Origin of the sequence: Anabaena sp. CS-542/02, from assembly GCF_028331085.1 — a bacterium.
GTDB classification, from domain to species: domain Bacteria; phylum Cyanobacteriota; class Cyanobacteriia; order Cyanobacteriales; family Nostocaceae; genus Anabaenopsis; species Anabaenopsis arnoldii.
This window is the reverse complement of record NZ_JAQMTM010000013.1, coordinates 19,343-36,981: the sequence shown is the minus strand read 5'-3', so window position 1 is coordinate 36,981 and position 17,639 is coordinate 19,343. Positions and strand designations below refer to the sequence as shown.

At 42.0% G+C, this 17,639-nt stretch carries 15 protein-coding genes; 7 read left to right on the top strand and 8 right to left on the bottom strand.

Annotated elements, in window-relative coordinates:
- The first annotated feature begins 289 nt into the window (after positions 1-289).
- Both PN447_RS01055 and PN447_RS01050 read left to right on the top strand, forming a co-directional pair.
- Positions 290-2,038, top strand: coding sequence for a diflavin flavoprotein (locus PN447_RS01055; RefSeq protein ID WP_271760120.1), 1,749 nt, complete (start codon positions 290-292; stop codon positions 2,036-2,038).
- 189 nt (positions 2,039-2,227) lie between these two features.
- Positions 2,228-3,994: a diflavin flavoprotein gene (locus tag PN447_RS01050; RefSeq protein WP_271760118.1), complete on the top strand. Its 1,767-nt coding sequence runs from the start codon at positions 2,228-2,230 to the stop codon at positions 3,992-3,994.
- Positions 3,995-4,140: 146 nt separating this feature from the next.
- Here the strand turns inward: PN447_RS01050 and PN447_RS01045 are convergent, their stop codons facing one another.
- The 3 genes from PN447_RS01045 to PN447_RS01035 form a co-directional block, all read right to left on the bottom strand.
- Entirely contained in the window at positions 4,141-4,710 is a 570-nt protein-coding gene (locus PN447_RS01045; protein WP_334311066.1) for a DMT family transporter, read from the bottom strand.
- Entirely contained in the window at positions 4,679-6,457 is a 1,779-nt protein-coding gene (ltrA, locus tag PN447_RS01040; RefSeq protein ID WP_271760116.1) for a group II intron reverse transcriptase/maturase, read from the bottom strand. Before ltrA ends, PN447_RS01045 begins: the two co-directional genes overlap by 32 nt.
- A gap of 520 nt (positions 6,458-6,977) precedes the next feature.
- Entirely contained in the window at positions 6,978-7,442 is a 465-nt protein-coding gene (locus PN447_RS01035) for a DMT family transporter (protein ID WP_334311065.1), read from the bottom strand.
- Between the two features lie 237 nt (positions 7,443-7,679).
- On the opposite strand from PN447_RS01035, the gene PN447_RS01030 reads away from it, so the two are divergent.
- Positions 7,680-8,024, top strand: a complete 345-nt coding sequence (locus PN447_RS01030) for a hypothetical protein (protein WP_271760114.1) — start codon at positions 7,680-7,682, stop codon at positions 8,022-8,024.
- 87 nt (positions 8,025-8,111) lie between these two features.
- Here the strand turns inward: PN447_RS01030 and PN447_RS01025 are convergent, their stop codons facing one another.
- Entirely contained in the window at positions 8,112-8,951 is an 840-nt protein-coding gene (locus PN447_RS01025) for a tetratricopeptide repeat protein (RefSeq protein WP_271760112.1), read from the bottom strand.
- Positions 8,952-10,354: 1,403 nt separating this feature from the next.
- Here PN447_RS01025 and PN447_RS01020 point away from each other — a divergent pair.
- Positions 10,355-10,678, top strand: coding sequence for a hypothetical protein (locus PN447_RS01020; protein ID WP_271760109.1), 324 nt, complete (start codon positions 10,355-10,357; stop codon positions 10,676-10,678).
- A 102-nt stretch (positions 10,679-10,780) separates the two neighbouring features.
- A complete protein-coding gene (locus PN447_RS01015) occupies positions 10,781-11,278 on the top strand; it encodes a DUF427 domain-containing protein (protein WP_271760107.1) in 498 nt (165 codons plus the stop codon).
- Between the two features lie 44 nt (positions 11,279-11,322).
- Here PN447_RS01015 and PN447_RS01010 read toward each other — a convergent pair whose 3' ends face one another.
- Positions 11,323-11,712 carry a hypothetical protein gene (locus PN447_RS01010; protein ID WP_271760105.1) on the bottom strand — a complete coding sequence of 130 codons (390 nt, stop codon included), beginning with the start codon at positions 11,710-11,712 and terminating at the stop codon, positions 11,323-11,325.
- Between the two features lie 183 nt (positions 11,713-11,895).
- On the opposite strand from PN447_RS01010, the gene PN447_RS01005 reads away from it, so the two are divergent.
- Complete coding sequence (locus PN447_RS01005; RefSeq protein ID WP_271760104.1) at positions 11,896-13,887, top strand: serine/threonine protein kinase; 1,992 nt, start codon at positions 11,896-11,898, stop codon at positions 13,885-13,887.
- Between the two features lie 164 nt (positions 13,888-14,051).
- The gene (locus PN447_RS01000) at positions 14,052-14,189 is read left to right on the top strand and encodes a hypothetical protein (protein ID WP_271760103.1); all 138 of its coding nucleotides are present in this window, start codon (positions 14,052-14,054) and stop codon (positions 14,187-14,189) included.
- A 160-nt stretch (positions 14,190-14,349) separates the two neighbouring features.
- Here PN447_RS01000 and PN447_RS00995 read toward each other — a convergent pair whose 3' ends face one another.
- The 3 genes from PN447_RS00995 to PN447_RS00985 all read right to left on the bottom strand — a co-directional run bounded on the left by PN447_RS00995 (position 14,350) and on the right by PN447_RS00985 (position 17,589).
- Positions 14,350-16,446: a TonB-dependent receptor plug domain-containing protein gene (locus PN447_RS00995; protein ID WP_442867064.1), complete on the bottom strand. Its 2,097-nt coding sequence runs from the start codon at positions 16,444-16,446 to the stop codon at positions 14,350-14,352.
- A 101-nt stretch (positions 16,447-16,547) separates the two neighbouring features.
- Positions 16,548-16,952 (bottom strand): ExbD/TolR family protein, encoded by a 405-nt coding sequence (locus tag PN447_RS00990; protein ID WP_271760100.1) that lies wholly within the window; start codon positions 16,950-16,952, stop codon positions 16,548-16,550.
- Positions 16,936-17,589, bottom strand: a complete 654-nt coding sequence (locus tag PN447_RS00985) for a MotA/TolQ/ExbB proton channel family protein (RefSeq protein WP_271760099.1) — start codon at positions 17,587-17,589, stop codon at positions 16,936-16,938. Before PN447_RS00985 ends, PN447_RS00990 begins: the two co-directional genes overlap by 17 nt.
- Positions 17,590-17,639 lie beyond the last annotated feature (50 nt).

The window sequence follows — 17,639 nt, the reverse complement described above, 5'->3', positions numbered from 1 at the left end:
TCCCTGTTCCCTGTTCCCTGTTCCCTAATCCCTGTTCCCTGTTCCCTGTTCCCTGTTCCCTAAGATGAAAATTACCTGTTGAAAAGTTATAAAACAACCTCTCAGCTTGTACTGAGCGCAGCCGAAGTGCGTGGGATTCTTGCTTCATCCAACCGACTGTTTTTGGTGGATGTAAACAAACGATAAATATTACTAATCAATAGCTTGAGAAATTGAAATTTTACTAATATTGGTTTTTAGTTCAAAATAAAAGAATAGTGAATTTCCCATATTTTTGAGGTGAAAATCAATGGTCATACTTACAGAAGATACTCAAGCTATTAATGTAGGACGTTTGACCGTTCAAACGGTAGAAATTGCCTCTAAAACAACTGCTATTCGTTGTCTTGATTGGGATAGGGAACGTTTTGATGTGGAATTTGGTTTACGAAATGGAACAACATATAACTCTTTCTTAATTCAAGGTGAAAAAATTGCTTTAGTTGACACCTCACATCGCAAATTTGAGCAACTATATCTTGAGATAGTTGCAGGTTTAATTGATTTAAATAAAATAGACTATTTGGTTATTAACCACACCGAACCAGACCATAGTGGTTTAGTTAAGGATCTTTTGCAGTTAGCTCCTGAGATTACTGTTGTTGGGTCTAAGGTAGCAATTCAGTTTCTCGAAAATATGGTTCACCAGCCATTTAAATCATTGTTGGTCAAAAGCGGACAGCGTTTAGATTTAGGTAATGGTTACCAATTAGAGTTTATATCCGCCCCTAACTTACACTGGCCTGATACAATTTTGACCTACGAGCACAAAACAGGGATTCTCTATACCTGCGATGTGTTTGGGATGCATTATTGTGATGACCATACCTATGATGAATATTTCTCTACTATTGCAGGAGATTTTAAATATTACTATGACTGTCTGATGGGACCCAATTCGCGGTCAGTTTTAGCAGCATTAAAACGGATTGAAAATTTAGAAATAAATACCGTAGCTACAGGTCACGGACCTTTGTTAAGGCATCATATTTCTGACTGGTTCGAGAATTATAAAACTTGGAGTTTAGCCAAGGCTAAAACAGAGATATTGGTGGCTTTATTGTATGCTGAAGATTACGGTTATGGTGAACATTTAGTGCATACTTTGGGACATGGATGTACTAAAACAGGTGTAGCTGTAGAACTAATAGACATTAATACTGCTGAATTACAAGAAGTTAGAGAATTGGTATCTCAAGCTGCGGGAATAGTGATTGCTATGCCATCCCAATATTCAGTGACGGCTCAATCTGCTTTAAATACTATTTTGGCGGCTGTACATCAGAAGCAGGCTATAGGTTTATTAGAATCTGGTGGCGGAGAAGATGAGCCTGTTTATCCCTTACGCAATAAGTTTCAAGACTTAGGATTAGTTGAAGCATTCCCTCCGATTTTAATTAAAGAGATTCCAGGACAAAAAACAGAAAAATTGTGTGAAGAAGCAGGTACAGATATGGGTCAATGGTTGACCCGTGACCGACAAAGCCGGGCTAGCGATCGCAGTAGTAAAAAAATCCAATCCATTAACAGCAACTTAGAACAAGCCCTAGGCAGAATTAGCTCAGGATTATATATTGTTACTACGCAAAAAGGGGAGGTTCAAAGTGCAATGTTGGCTTCTTGGGTGACACAAGCAAGTTTAACGCCTTTAGGAGTTGCCATTGCTGTGTCCAAGGAACGAGCTATTGCATCTTTAATGGAACTGGGCGATCGCTTTGTTTTAAATGTCTTGGGAGAAGATAACTATCAAGGATTAATCAAACATTTCCTGAAACGTTTTGCTCCGGGTGCTAATCGCTTTGAAGGAGTCAAAACTTATCCAGCAAGTAATGGTTCTCCCATCTTGGCTGATGCTTTAGCCTATATGGAATGTGAAATCACTAGCCGGATGGATTGTGGTGACCATTGGGTTATTTACAGCACTGTTAAAACTGGCAGAGTAGCCAATGTTAATGCTTTAACTGCTGTTCATCACCGCAAAATCGGCAATCATTACTAAATCAGTGACTCAGAATTTTCAATTACAGCCCAATCCCCAATTTTCATTGATATAGAAATCCGGTTTGGTTTCTGAATTGATTTGTCTAAGTAGGGAACAGCGAACAGGGAACAGGTAAGAAGAATTGCCGTGTGTATCGCTATCAACAAAAGTTAGTGATTAAGAACTGAAAGAACACAGGAGAGTATTATGACTATTGCGACATTCAGTCGTCCCAGAGACGTACAAGTGGCAAATATTGGGGAAAATACGCTCATTTTGCGATCGCGTACTTGGGAACGCCTAAAATTTGAAGTTGAGTACTCCCGTCAAAAAGGGACTACAGCCAATTCTTATCTAATTCTGGCTGACAAAAAAGCTTTAATTGACCCTCCTGGTGAATCTTTTACAGCTATTTACTTAAAGGAACTAGAACAATATCTGGATTTCACTACCCTTGATTACATTATTCTCGGTCACGTGAATCCTAACCGCCAAGTTACCCTCAAAAAGTTACTTTCCCTTGCACCGCAAGCTAAGTTAATTTGCTCTCGTCCTGCTGCAAATGCTTTGAAAAGTGCTTTTCCTGAGTGGGAATCACGCATTCAAGCTGTGCGTTTTGAAGATACTTTAGATTTAGGGCAAAAACATCGCCTGTCATTTATTACAGTTCCTACTCCTCGTTGGCCTGATGGTCTTTGTACCTATGACCCTGGAACTAAGATTTTATACACAGACAAATTTTTTGGCGCTCATATTTGCGAAGATACCTTATTTGATGAAGATTGGAAAAAATTAGACGCAGAACGTCATTATTTCTTTGACTGTCTTCATGCACCCCAAGGGAAACAAGTTGAAGCAGTTTTAGATAAATTGGCTGTTTTGCCGGCTAGATGTTATGCTCCTGGTCATGGACCGGTGGTGCGTTACAGTCTGAGTCGTTTTACTTATGATTACCGTCAATGGTGTCAAGCACAGAAATCTCAAGATTTAAGGGTTGCTTTGCTTTATACTTCTGCTTATGGTAGTACGGCAATTTTAGCTCATGCCATTGCTCAAGGTTTGATTGCAAATCATGTCAATGTTGAGTCTATCAATTGTGAATTGGCAGACCCCACAGAAATTACCCGTATAATTGAAGCCAGCGATGGTTTTATTATCGGCTCTCCGACTTTAGGGGGTCATCCACCCACCCAAATTCAAACTGCTTTAGGGATAGTTCTTTCAACAGCGGCGAAAACCAAGTTAGCAGGGGTGTTTGGCTCCTACGGTTGGAGTGGCGAAGCTATAGATTTAATTGAAAGCAAACTGAAGGACGCTAACTACAGTTTAGGCTTTGAAACTATTCGGGTGCGCTTTAGTCCCACACCAGAAACTGTTCAACACTGTCAGTCAGCAGGTGCGACTTTTGCCCAAAACTTAAAGAAAACAAAGAAACTGCGGACTCTGCGCCAAGTGGTGACGGAAGCGAAAATAGATCGTACTGAACAAGCTGTAGGAAGGATTATTGGTTCTTTATGTGTGGTGACAACTCGTGATGTAGAAAGCCATAAAGGTATTTTAACCTCATGGGTATCTCAGGCAACGTTTAACCCACCAGGAATTATAATTGCCATTGGTCAAGACCAAAATGCAGATTTAATGCGTCAACCCGGCGACCAATTTGTGCTGAATATTCTCGAAGAAAATCGAAATTTACGGCGTTATTTCTGCCGTCAAAGCACAATAGGGGAAAATCCCTTTAACAATCTTGAGACAAAGGTGGCTAATAATGGTTGTTTGATTTTAACTCAAGCATTAGCTTATCTGGAATGTACTGTGACCAACTTACTCGAATGTGGCGACAGATACTTAATTTATGCTGTTGTGGAGGAAGGTGAATTGTTAGAACATAATGGTATGACTGCCGTTGAACATCGCAAATCAGGTAGTCACTATAACAAAAATGCCGAAAAACCTGGATTAATAGGCGCATAGCGCCCTATTTCGTACTTTAGAGGATGTCTGAAAGGTAAGTCTGATTTGGTGTAAGGTTGCTGTACAGACTTTCCGGCGGAAGGTCTGTACAAAGCTACGACCAAAAAGATGATTTAGAACGGTACACACCCTCCCAAGGTGGTCTGCTAGTCAAAAAATAACAATCCAATGCCAATGATGGCAATCATCACCCCCGCCATCCCTCGCCAACTCACTTTTTCCCCAATGCATATAGCAATAGGGATGACAAATAGGGGACTGGTCTGTAATAAGGTGGACGCAATTCCCGCAGCTGTGAATTTAATCGCTGTTTGTTGTAGCCAAATACCTAAATAAGTACCACAAAAAGCCCCAAAGCACGCGGCGAAAATGACCCGCCAGGATGGTTTAGAAGAGGTATAGGATAAGGCTTGCGCCTGGCCTTTGGGGAACCACAGCCAGCCAAAGAGAATCAATTGGGCTGCACTTAAGCGGAATAAAGCCGCCCACAAAGATGATATATTACCAGTAGTAAAGGCTACGCGAGCGATAACTGTAGCTATGGCATTGGTGATGGCGGCTAATAAGCCCAAACCGATACCCCGCCATAGATGGGTGGGGGGATGATTGTTGCTACTGGGAAGCGGTTCTGTGATTACCCAAGCGACTATTAAACTAAGCCTGTCAGTCACCCAACCGACTCGTCTACAAAACCGTACGTGAAACTTTCGCTTCATACGGCTCCTCAATGATATGGTTCTTGTCATGAGTACCTACAAGACTTCCATCACTGGCTGTCTTCTTGTCGTGGCAATGTCTGTGTAATAGTTGTAGATTTTTGGATTCATCTTTTCCACCTTTGGAAAGGGGTAAGATATGGTCTACTTCCATTACATCACCGTCCCTAAAGTAATGTCCACATTCTGGACATTTACCCTTTTGCTTTTTAAGTAGAGTCGATACTCTTTTGTTAGCTTCAGGATGGTTTGTCATTCTTGAACTCCAATACACCCAATCACCATCAAATGGCGAGGCATTGCCTTTAACCTTGACATGACGTACTATAGGAGTATCTGGGTGTTTGTACAGTTTGATGAATTTATCATCCGTCTTAACTGCAAACTCCCAGTTATTGCCTCCGATTGTATGCCAGTATTTCTTGGCTATCCATTTATCAGATTTATTGGGGTGTCGGCGCTTTGCCCATCTGTATAGTCGTTGATAAACCTGACTAAAAATCTTAGAGAAGATTTCTTTACTTACTACTGATGAGTAGTAATTGCACCATCCCCTTATGATGGGGTTTAATTTACTTATCAATCCCGATTGTGGTGTTGGTAAGTTTTTCTTTATGGTGTTAGAAACCTGTTCATAGTGATTCTTAGCCGCTTTCTTAGATGGGGTGATAATAGTTTTAAAGCCTAGTATTTCTTTGTTAGTATTCAACCCTGAGTTGTATTTACCAACCAGGGATTGCCTTACGTTGAATCCCAGAAAATCAAATCCAGGTTTTTCTGATTGATGTTCATACAAGGTATGAGCCAATCTGGTCTTGCTAGGCTTTAATTCCAATCCCATTTCATTCAGCCATTTAACTAAGATTTCCCTGCATTGTTCAATAACTGTTAGATTTTCATGCAATATGACAAAATCATCCGCATATCTAATGATTGATATTGCTTTAGCCTTTTTCTCTCTAGAACCTTTACCTGGTATATTTGAGACATATTCTTTGAGAATTTCCTCCATACCGTGTAAGGCTATATTTGCCAAGATAGGGGATATGACACCACCTTGTGGTGTACCTTCTTCTGTGGGATATAGGACTTTGCTATCAACCACACCTGCTTTCAACCATGCCTTAATTTGTCGGCGTAGTTTAGGGTAGGTGTTCAGTTTCTTTAACAATGCTTGATGGTTAATCTTGTCAAAACACTTAGCAATATCAGCATCTAATACAAATTTGGGTTTGTATCTGATGGACTTGAATATTGCTTGTATAGCATCATGACATGAGCGTCCTGGTCTAAATCCATATGAATTAGGTTCAAAATTTGCTTCCCATTCTGGTTCTAATGCCAGTTTGACAAGCGCCTGTAATGCCCTATCATACATTGTAGGTATTCCTAGTGGTCTTTTCTCATCCTTTCCGGGTTTGTCTATCCAAACTCTTCTGGTTGGTTTGGGTTTAGACCCTAGTTTTAACTCTTCTACCAATTCTAGTCTTTCATTAGGTGATAAAGATTTCACCCCGTCAACTCCGGCAGTTTTCTTTCCTTGGTTATCTTGAGTTACCCTACGTGTTGCCAAAACTTTGGCAGACCAGGACTTCATCAGCACCTTTTGGAGTCCACGAACAACCTTGACATCACCACGGGCTGAGGCTTGATAAATTCGTTTTTGGATTTTGTAAACACGACGTTCTAACTGTTTCCAGTTAATCATGTTCCATTCTACCGTAGTCTTTACACTCGTTTTAGACATAATTCCTACTTGAGACTTTATCATCCATATCACCGTGAATCTGTCAGCATATCTTAGGCATTACCCTAAGCGTTCGCTTTTGACTCAATCTTTCCCACTTGCAGCATCCGGTTAGCACCTACTTCTAGACTCGACCTTCTAAAAGAGCTAACAAGGGGTTACTTCGTTCCATGTGTCCATTCTGTGTACCTTTAGAGTGATGCTATACGCCGGGTTTATCGGAAGTGCATAACGGTCTATTTAGAATTAGCCGTTTCCTTATCCTTTACCTTTTTGGTTCCAGCCTATCAGCCTGATTTGGCTGGTTTTACTTAACGGCGCTTCAAATACATCTTCAACTTTCGTTTTACTCATGGGTACTTTGCTTGACGTGTACCAGGTTAGGCTCCCAGTAAGAACGCCTTTTCCTCCTGCTTTACGGATTGATGGCTAGTCGCTACCGTAAGGAGGATGCTGTCACCCTTGCACCTAGGGGGTGGGATTCTCACCCACATGAACACACAGTTATAAGAGTCTGGTTTTACCCAGTCTTACCTTCCGTCCCTGAGCATAAATGCTCATTTAGGAAGAACGAATCGCACCCTAAAATAGTAATTATAATTCCACACCAAGCTGTAATATTTAAACTTTCACCCAGCCAAATCATAGACAGGATAGCCGTGATGGGAGGGGACAGGGTACCGATAAGTAACACACGACGTGGTCCCAAATAATTGAGCGCCCCCATAAAAGCAGTATCACCCCAGCTAATACCGATTACTCCGCTCAAGCACAGTAAAAAAATCGGCGTGGGGGCGGATGTGGGTAAGGATTCCCCAGTTACTAAGATGGTGAAAATTAGCAGGGCGATCGCTACTATCCCCTTGAGTGAATTCAGTCCCAGGGGCGGAATATGATTTCCCACAAAGCCATACACCACCGAGGCGATCGCCCACAAAGCAGCAGCAGCTAAAGCCGCTAACTCTCCCCCGGCATTTGTTAACAAATTATTAAAAATACAGTTTACCTCTTAAATAATCCACAAATTCATTTAATAATACAATAAAGAACCTAAAACATAGTAGCACTCTCTGCTTTAGAGTGCTAATTTTCCCAGGTAATTCTTGTCATATTATGGGCGAAGAAAATATTTTTTCTAGATGGCTGTAGATGATTGTATGCAAGAATTAATTAGCAGCGTCAAGATTTTCTACACAACTAATTAAATATGGGGAGAGATGGAATGAAATACACCTTTGATATTGTGGGAGTGTCTCCTGTTTGGGAGTTTTTTAAACATCAACAACAGACCATAAACAAACCAATTAGTGGAGGTGTAGAATATCTCAGCACCCATAGATGTACCTTGGATGCCTTATTAGAATCTGTAGAACCATTACCCATAAAATGGGGTTGGAATACTGAACAGGTCAGAGAGACTGTAGTACAGTTTTGGTTAAATAATGCGGAAAGTATTCGTTATTGGAAAGTCCGTTTAATAGATGCTGGTAATGAAAATATACTAGTTGCTAGGCTGGCAGAGATCAAATCTTTACAGGCGGAATTTGAATCTTTATTCAGTAAATAAATTTGGGAGCGCCATTTCCCCACTGTATCCCCTTGTGGGTATAGTTAGTCTCCAATCCCCAATTGAGGGGATTAATCACAATGATTGCTACCTAATCTCGCGAATATTGTTCATGACTTGTTGATATAATTCATTATTATTTTGTTGTTGAAAAATAGAGGCAGCTTGTTGTAGGTCTTGCAGCGCCCCTTCTCTGTCTCCCTCTGCTGCGCGGGCATTACCACGGTTATTGTAGGCTGGGGCAAAAGAAGAATTGAGGCGAATGGCTTGATTATAATCCCCAATGGCACCTTGTCTGTCTCCCTGGGCTGCCCGAGCATTGCCTCGATTATTGTAAGCCATGACAGAGCGAGAATCTAGGCTAATGGCTTGGTTGAAGTCATCTATGGCCCCTGCATTGTCCCCCTGAGCGGCGCGGGCATTTCCCCGATTATTATAGGCTTCGGCATAGCGGGGGGAGACGCGAATGGCTTCGTTATAGTCTGCGATCGCCCGTTGGTAGTCTCCTAGGGACGCTAGGCTATTTCCCCGATAATTATAGGCTTCGCCATCGTCAGGAGCCAGATTAATGGCTTGATTGTAATCTGCGATCGCCCTTTGCTTGTCTCCGAGGTCAAAGTAAGCCTGTCCCCGGCTTTTATAGACCTGAGCATAGTCTGGGTCTTGATCAATAACTTGGTCATAAATAGCGATCGCCCCTTGCAAATCACCTCTGAGGTGTTTATTTTTACCCTCAACATAGAGATTGCCCGCTGAGGATGTTTGCACTGTCCGGCTGTTAGGAGGACTAAGACCTATTTCTGTTATCAGTACATCTTTATCTGGACTACAAGATATAGTAGTAATTCCACTTAATATACTCACCACAGCTATGGTCAGTCTTCTTTTAACCTTTAGGTGTTCTCGCTCAAATAACCGCAGTTTCATAAGTTAACTTAAACCCTCAACCGGAACGACAATTAAGACTAGATTTACTTCTTGTTTTTATTTACAATTGGTTCTCAGTTTTGAGAGTATCTGAAACCAGCAAAACCATAGCAAATATCTCAAATCTTGCGCACATCCCTAACCCCTGACTCAAAATATGTGCCTACAAGACTTTTTAACTAAAGCTTATTAACTAATATTTTCCAGATTTAATTAATATTCACCTGTTACATCAGGCCTCAAGAATAGAAATATTTATCCGGAATAATTTACAGATTTTTTATATAAATCATATTCTAGACAAATAAATTTATTTTTTATGTTTTTCCGGATACTTTATCTAGAATTAACTGGTGAATTTTCCGGTCAAATTAATATTAATTAAGTAAGTAGGCATTAAAATTTGTCGTTATGACAAGGGAACAGGGAACAGGGAACGGGGAACAGAGAAGAGGTTTTGGGACACTTTACTCTTCGTTACATACTTCGGTTTTTTTCTGTTCACCTACTTAGATTAAGATAAATCGTTACAAAAGCTACATTCAGCACAATAAAGTACACACCTTAAGATGATAAATCTTGCGGGGTGGGCTTCGATACCGCCCTTTTATACCTAAGAGGTTGTTTGATAAGTTTTCCACAGGTAATTTTTATCTTAGGGAACAGGGAACAGGGAACAGGGATTAGAGAACACACCGGAAGAAACAAAATCAAGTCCCATTCCCTTGTGAAGAAAATGGGGAGGGTGGGGGTAAAACAATATTTGATACACTAATCATGACTTGACAAACATCCCCTAACTCAGATGAAGCGATCGCTCTATTCTAGCTGGGCGAATTATGCAGAGATTGACTTGAGAATACATTTCTAGATAGATCCAATTGTTGCGGTTGGTCAACACAGGCGATCGCTCGTATATTTTGATATAATCGTAAGATTGCCTGAATAATTATACAAATCATATTATTCACATCTTCACCAACACTTAATAGTCAACTTGTTGCATATGGGTTGCACTTGCATATTAATCAGTTTATTCTCTGTAGAGAAATAATATAAATCTCTATTATTTATCTAGCAAAGTTGAGGTAGGACAGTCAAGAAAAATACAAATAAAAATACAAATAAAGCCTTTTTCTGGCTCATGAAGTACACACTAATTCCCTATTCCCTGTTCCCTATTCCCTATTCCCTGTTCCCTGTTCCCTGTTCCCTGTTCCCTCAAACTAAAAAAAATTGTACCTCACGAGCATGGGAAATGCTATATATATTGACTAAATCACTTCAGGTTGTCCATAGCTATTCAACTCACCGTGTTACAGTGCAATTTAACCATAGAATACTTTGGTGCATAAACCCTTCCACATCATTTGACTAAGATGAAACCCTAAGAGCGTGCTGGGATGAAACTATCGAATTTAGATCCACTTATACCCCTCATGGAATTAAAAGCAAAATTCATGAAGTTACCAGAAGATTATTCCGTTGACGAGGGGGAACTAATCGAGTTTTTATCCCAGCGAAGATGGCCTGACAGAAATCGGCGCATTGATAGAACAACTTTTTGGCGGTGGCGAAACGACAACAAAATTGAGCATCAAAAATCCTTCGGTAAACTAGATATTTTAAAACTCTGCCAAATTTGCGATCACTACCGTTTAGATGGAACTCGCAATCAATACTTAACCATGGTTAATCATACTCCAGATTTGCCAGTTAAAAAATAAACTCTCGACTGCTTAGGCGTGCTTTACTATCCCTGTGTAAGTGTGAATGCTTGGCTTTTGGCTAGTTCGTTGTTTAAAATGGGGTTTTAATGTTTATTAATCATGGTGTCTCCTCAACCCATTAACCCCGGCCCTGGACAAGAATCAGTTTGGGACTACCCCCGTCCCCCTCGTCTAGAAGACACAAACAAACATATTCAAATCGTTTTTAATGATGTCGTCATTGTGGACACCCACAGCGCCAAGCGGGTTTTAGAAACTAGTCATCCACCAACTTACTATATTCCCCCAGGGGATATCAAAATAGAATACTTAATACTGATGCCAAAATCTAGTTTTTGTGAGTGGAAAGGTATCGCTAGTTACTATACTATCCGCGTGGGTGATAAACAAGTACATAATGCTGCTTGGTTCTATCCCGACCCTACAGCTAATTTTGCCTCTATTAAGTATCATGTAGCATTCTATGCCCATCTCATGGATGCTTGCTATGTGGATGGGGAAAGAGTACAACCACAACCAGGTAATTTTTACGGTGGTTGGGTGACCCATGATATTGTGGGGCCTTTTAAGGGTAGTCCGGGTACTTGGGGATGGTGAATCAACCCCACCCTCACCCTCTCCTTGTCAAGGGGAGGGGACTACTACAGTAAATATTGTTCTGCTTGTAATTTCAGTTTATCCCCTTCTAATAATACTTGATCTATATAATCTTTCATCTCCATATAAGGTTGTCTTAAGTTGATTTTCTCTGACTGAATGGCTCTCCTGGTGCTTTGTCGGACTTGACCAGCAAACTTACGTTGACCAAATAAATCTAGTCCCAATGAGATCATACTGTCTGGGAGTGCTTGGCTAGCTTGTTGGTTAATTTCTTTAATGACTAAGTTTAACTCTTTTTTAATGGCTCGTAGTTGTTTCTGGATAAAGTTAATATTCTTTACTTGTAACTTGACTGATGGGGGATTATCTAGGGTTAAGGTCATTTGTTGCTGCAATTGAGCAATTTCTAACTGGGTTTCTTGTAAGTTCATGGCTCTTCCCCCCTCATCCCAAAATCTGCTATTAGGTTATTCAATCATCCCACAAAAACCATTGTCATCTATCTAAGGGTAGATATTCTGTTTTTGGTTTTTTTAACACCAAGGTTCCCCCAGGGTGTTTAAAGATGGTTTATAAGTGTTACATTAATCACAGTTATTTGCTGCTACTAAATAATGAACTATCCAGACTTTACACCACAGGGTTATGAAGTAATCAGGGAATTGGGACGCAACCGGGAAGGGGGGAGAATTGCTTGGTTAGGGTCACAGTTACAGACAGGTCAACAGGTAGTAATTAAACAGTTCTGTTTTGCTCAGACTGGTTCTAGTTGGTCAGCATATAAGGAACATGAGCGGGAAATTCAAGTATTAAAGGGACTGAAACACCCCGGTATTCCCGAATATTTGGGCGCATTTGCAACAGATGACGGCTTTTGTTTAGTTCAAGAGTATAAAAACGCCCAAAGTTTAGCCATCGGGCGCAGTTTTGACCCGGAGGAAATTAAACACATAGCAGTTAAAGTTTTAGAAATATTAGTATATTTACAAAATCGCATACCTCCGGTAATTCATCGAGATGTGAAACCGGAAAATATCTTAGTAGATGACCAATTGAATGTGTATCTGATTGACTTTGGCATGAGTCGCATTGGTAGTCAAGAGGTGGCGGCTAGTAGTGTGTTCCAAGGTACGCCGGGTTTTATCCCCCCGGAGCAATTACGTAAACCCACGGAGGGTTCTGATTTATATGGGTTAGGTGCTACGTTGATTTGTTTACTTACCGGGAAAAAGTCAACGCAGATACAAGATTTGACAGATGAAGATGACCCCTATATAATTCATTTCCGTGATTTATTACCCCGGTTAAGTGTGCGGTTTCTGGGGTGGTTGGAGTTGATGGTTAAACCACGGCTGAAAGAACGGTTTGCAGATGCTCAAACGGCTTTACAGGCGTTGACACCCTTGGATGTGGTGCGTGTACCAGAAGTGAAGTTGAGTACATTGGTGTTGGAGTTTAGAGCTACTCGCATCGGGGAAAGGTTAAAACAACCGATACAAGTGGTTAACACTATGTCGGAGACGTTGTTAGAGGGTAAGTGGGAAGTTGCACCCCATACCCAAGACCCGCCCCATACTCCCGACTCTCACAGTTGGATTGTGGTATCACCGAGGGAGTTTAAGGGTAATGAGATTAACTGTGATGTCTGGGTAGATACTAGTAAGTTAATGGCGGAAAAGTTGTATGAGCGTCGGTTGTGGTTACGGAGTAATGCTGATGTGGAGGTTCACAGTTTAACTGTGCGGGTAAAAACAGCGCCTTTACCTATTGAACGGCGATCGGTTCCTTATTTGGGGTTGGTGGGTTCGTTGTTGAGTTTTACAGGGTTAGGTTATGCAGGTTATCTACTTGTTCCTCTCATTTGGGCTGGGATTGCGGCTGCTTATGGGGCTGTGATTGGGGCTGGGTTTGGGGCTGTGATTGCGGTGATTGGGGCTGCGATTGGGGGTGTGTTTGGGGCTTGGATTGGGTTTGTCAAGAGGGCTGGGATTTGGGCTCGTATGAGCAAAGAGGCGTTGCTGATTGGGGCTGTGATTGGGATTGGGGCTGCTGTGATTGGGGCTGCTGGGATTGGGGCTGTGATGGGGTTTGGGAGTTGGTTTTGGGTTGTTCTGATTATTGGGACTGGGATTGGGGCTTGGATTGGGGCTGTGATTGGGAATTGGACTGCGGCTGTGATTGGGGATAATGAGGCTGCTATTGGGGTTTATGGGGCTGGGATTGGGGCTGCTTATGGGGCTGGGATTGGGGCTGGGATTGGGGCTGGGTTTGAGGCTGGGTTGGTGGCCGCTGTGATTGGGAATGTGATTGGGAATGTGATTGTGCCTGTGATTGTGGCTGTGATTGTGGCTGGGATTGAATTTGTGATTGAACCTATGATTGAATCTGTGATTAAATTTGGCGGTAAGAAGTTGGGACTATTCACCGCCGGATTAGGAATCAGCAGCGGTATTGCGGTAGCAGTGGGAACGCTTCACCCCTACATTTTATTAGCCCTATTAGCTACGGGTTTACCTTTTGCAACTATGCTGCTGTATCCACCCATTCAACGCCGCCGGTTAATTGCTCAATATCGCCGGTCTGAGGAGCATTTGATTGAACCCTAGATTTTTGAGGTGGGTTTTTTAACGCCAAGGTTCCCCCAGGGTGTTTAAAGATGGTTTACAAGTGTTACATTAATCACAGTTATTGTTATACCCATTGCCTAACATTAGCTTGATGCTCGTGGTGACAACTAGAGAATTGAACTGCTGCTGATTGATATATCGGTTTGGATCAGCGTCTTTCGCGATCTGCTTGCAGCAGCCCTGGTGCGATCTGCTTGCAGCAGCGCTTCGCGATCGCCATGAGGCTCGACAATCGGGAGCCGGGGGTTAGAAACCCCCGTCTAAAAGCGGAAGTCGGATGAATCCGACTGAATGAGTGTTAAATGTAACCAGAGTAAGATCCCCGACTTCTCACATAATTAGAGATAGTCTAGGATAGTTTAGCTAGAAGTCGGGGATCTGTGTGACTGTAAGATCCCTGACTTCAGGTATGGGGATAAGCTGCTCGGTGCTATTGGATTTCTAAAGGTTTGCAGTTACCCCCACTCGCACGGTAAACCCTGGGCTATAAATACGGTTGACTTTTTCGTATTGCTCACCCAGGAGGTTTTCTAAATATATGGTCATGGCTGTATTATTGGTGAGGGGAATTTTGCTACTCAGGTCTAAGTTGAGGAAGGATGGGCTAAAGTCTGTCGGTGTTTGTCCCGCTGCCGTATTGGTAAATAAGGCTCGTCGCATTCCACTATTATAGGTAAGATACAAGTTCCCTTCCCAGCCGGAATTGCGGTAGCTAATACCACTTTGGGCGACGGAGTAAGGTATCAGACCTAATTGTAATCCTGCTTGTGTTCCGGTTTTGATTTGGGCATCTGTATAGGTATAGTTAAGAAAACTCGACCACCGGGGAGAAATTTGTAATCTCAGGGCGGCTTCTAAGCCGTTGGTGTCTACTAACCCTACATTCTCCCATTTGCCGGCGACAATTGCTAAACGATTGTCTAAACTACTGCCAAAATAGGTAAATTGTCCTACTAAGTTATCTGTGAGTCTTACATCTGTTCCCATGGTCCAAGATGAGCCGGTTTCTGGTTTTAAGTCAGCGTTGGACTCCCACCCATGGACTGTATCATATAGATATAGTTGATCTAATCCTGGGTTACGCTGTCCTCCGGCCCAACTCCCTCGCAGGGTGACTGCGGGTGTGAGGCTATAACGTAAGCCACCACTAGGGTTTAAGTAGCTGCCAAATTCTCCATCAAAGCTCTGTCTTAGTCCTAAGTCTACCTGAAAATCTTCACTAACATTGAGGGTATTTACGGCAAATAAGGCTGTATTTAAGACGCTTCTATTTTCAACTTCGTTGAACCTCACTCTGTCGGGTCTGGTACTGAAGGTTTCGCCGTTTAATTGGGAGTTTTGCAGGTCTAATCCCCAGCGGAGTTTGTTATTGGCTGTTAATTGCCAATCATGATCTACTCTGGCGGTAATTTTTTGGCTATCTAACACCCCCAGGCGGTTATATACTGTGCCGGTAAAGAATGTGGGGCCATAGGTGCTAAAATAATCTTGATTATATCCTATGGTGGTGGTTAGGTTGGAGCTTTCGCCTTTACCTAGGCGGGTTTGCCAAGATAAGCCTAGATTTAAACCATCATGGTCTAATCTGTCTCTTTGCAGCAGGGGGGGAAACCCAAAGTAAACTAAGCCTCGGCGACTGCTAAGTTTTTTAATGTCTAAATTTAAGGAGTTTTGAGGATCTAAGTCTAAACCAATGCTACCAAAGTAGGTACTGGTGGCTGTGTCTGCATTGGAGAGTAACCCTTGAGCGTCACGGTTAGCAGCACCTGCGGGGACTGAGTAACGGTTGTCGATGAAAAATCTTTCAAAGCTGAAGTTATATCTCACATCATCTACCCCAGCGCTGTAGGTGACCTGTTGATTATTCAGGTTTAATGAGCCAAATTGTATACTACTATTTAGTTTGGGAGTACTAAAGCCTTCTTTGGTAATAATATTCACTACTCCCCCAAAGGCTGAGGAACCATATAAAGCTGAGGTGACACCGCTGGATAGTTCTACCCGCTCGATGGCTTCTACGGGAATACTATTTAGGTCTGTTCCACCATGATAGGTGCTAATATCATTATTAATTGGTCTGCCATTGATGAGAAATACAGACTGGTTAATTGATGCTCCGCGGTAGTATGTGCCTGTGTGAATGTCAGCACCATGGCCAACGTCATTGATGGCAAAACCAGGCATTCTTTTTAAAACATCGGCGACGCTGGTCGCACCTTGTCTTTTAATTTCTTCCTGGTCTATGACATACACGGGTGTGGAACCGGAAAAATTATCTGGTTGTCCTAATACTTCTAGCAGAATATCTACATCTTGGTTATTTTCCTCTGTGGTAGCTTCTGGCTCGGTTTCTAAGGTAAATTCAATGGGTAGGGACTGTTGAGTTAATAATTCAACTGGGGTAACTGGTAACTCAAGATTTAAATAAGAATTTTTATCAAGAACTAACTCTGTTTGTTGACTTGCTTTAGCAACACTAGGTAAAGTGATACATAAGCTCTGGACTACAACAGATAACACCACACAATATCTATTCACGTTGTTTTGGGAACATTTCATCAAAATACTATGTGGTATTGTCGTTGCTGTAGTTAAATCATGTCAAAAGACAGTCTGTCGTAGTTTAAAAGGGTACTAAATTAGGGTTTCTGGGTGGCGATCGCTAATTTTACTCCTTTTACCCGGCGCACCTGATCCATAATTGCAATTACTTGACCATGTTCTACCTTTTGATCAGCATTAATAATTACCATAGGTTCTGATTTCCCCTCTACCAAAGTACCGATCCTTTCCCCCAGGGAATTGAGGGGAACTGGTTGACGGTCTAAGCTCACCACCCCTTGATTGTCAATGCTGATGGTAATTGTTAAGGGGGCTGATTGTTGATTAGCTGTGGCTGCCTGTGGTAAGTTGACTGGTAGGCTTTGTGATCTAGTTAAAAACAGGGTTGACATAATAAAGAATGTCAAAATTGCAAAGATGACATCAATCATGGGGACGATGTTAATCTGTGCTGGTAAATCTGGTTCATCTTGTAGGCGCATAATCTTTTTCTCCTGGTTGATGGCGACGGCGATACAGCAGTTCTAGTTGTCCGCCATATTCCTGGAATAGGGCTATTTGACGCTGATAAAGTCCGCGGAAGGTGTTGGCGAAAAACAGGGTAAATATGGCAACTATTAACCCGGTGGCCGTAGATACCAAGGCTTCACTAATACCGGAGGTAACCCCTATGGTTTGCGTACCCCCGACATTACCAATATTCAAGGAAGCAAAGGAAGTAATTAAACCCAAGACAGTACCCAGGAGTCCCAGGAGGGGGGCGAGGTTGATAATGGTGTCAAAAATGTTCTGAAAGCGTTTAAGTCCAGGTATTTCCGCTTGGGCTTCACTTTCCAAAGCCAAGCGAAATTCTTCTGGGGTGGCTGCTTCTAGCTCTAAAGCTGCTAGGAAAATCCGGGATAGGGGTAAATTTACATTGTTTCTGAGTATACCTATGGCAGTAACTAGGTTATCTCTGCGATACAGTCGTAATACTTCTTGAATGATCCGGTTTTGCCTTCGGTTGATTTGCAGCCAAAACTTGATCCGTTCAATAATTAGCGCCACCGCTAATACAGAAAACCCCAGTAATGGCCACATGACGAAGCCACCGGCGCTAAACAGATTATTGATTGCCATGGAACTCATTGTTAAACAACAAACACATAAACTAGAAGTATCCTGATATA

Bases quoted from the DNA above. Each gene is read 5' to 3' on its own strand.
- PN447_RS01055 (WP_271760120.1), top strand. From the start codon at position 290: ATGGTCATACTTACAGAAGATACTCAAGCTATTAATGTAGGACGTTTG.
- PN447_RS01050 (WP_271760118.1), top strand. From the start codon at position 2,228: ATGACTATTGCGACATTCAGTCGTCCCAGAGACGTACAAGTGGCAAAT.
- PN447_RS01045 (WP_334311066.1), bottom strand. From the start codon at position 4,710: ATGAAGCGAAAGTTTCACGTACGGTTTTGTAGACGAGTCGGTTGGGTG.
- ltrA (WP_271760116.1), bottom strand. From the start codon at position 6,457: ATGTCTAAAACGAGTGTAAAGACTACGGTAGAATGGAACATGATTAAC.
- PN447_RS01030 (WP_271760114.1), top strand. From the start codon at position 7,680: ATGAAATACACCTTTGATATTGTGGGAGTGTCTCCTGTTTGGGAGTTT.
- PN447_RS01025 (WP_271760112.1), bottom strand. From the start codon at position 8,951: ATGAAACTGCGGTTATTTGAGCGAGAACACCTAAAGGTTAAAAGAAGA.
- PN447_RS01020 (WP_271760109.1), top strand. From the start codon at position 10,355: ATGAAACTATCGAATTTAGATCCACTTATACCCCTCATGGAATTAAAA.
- PN447_RS01015 (WP_271760107.1), top strand. From the start codon at position 10,781: ATGGTGTCTCCTCAACCCATTAACCCCGGCCCTGGACAAGAATCAGTT.
- PN447_RS01010 (WP_271760105.1), bottom strand. From the start codon at position 11,712: ATGAACTTACAAGAAACCCAGTTAGAAATTGCTCAATTGCAGCAACAA.
- PN447_RS01005 (WP_271760104.1), top strand. From the start codon at position 11,896: ATGAACTATCCAGACTTTACACCACAGGGTTATGAAGTAATCAGGGAA.
- PN447_RS00990 (WP_271760100.1), bottom strand. From the start codon at position 16,952: ATGCGCCTACAAGATGAACCAGATTTACCAGCACAGATTAACATCGTC.
- PN447_RS00985 (WP_271760099.1), bottom strand. From the start codon at position 17,589: ATGGCAATCAATAATCTGTTTAGCGCCGGTGGCTTCGTCATGTGGCCA.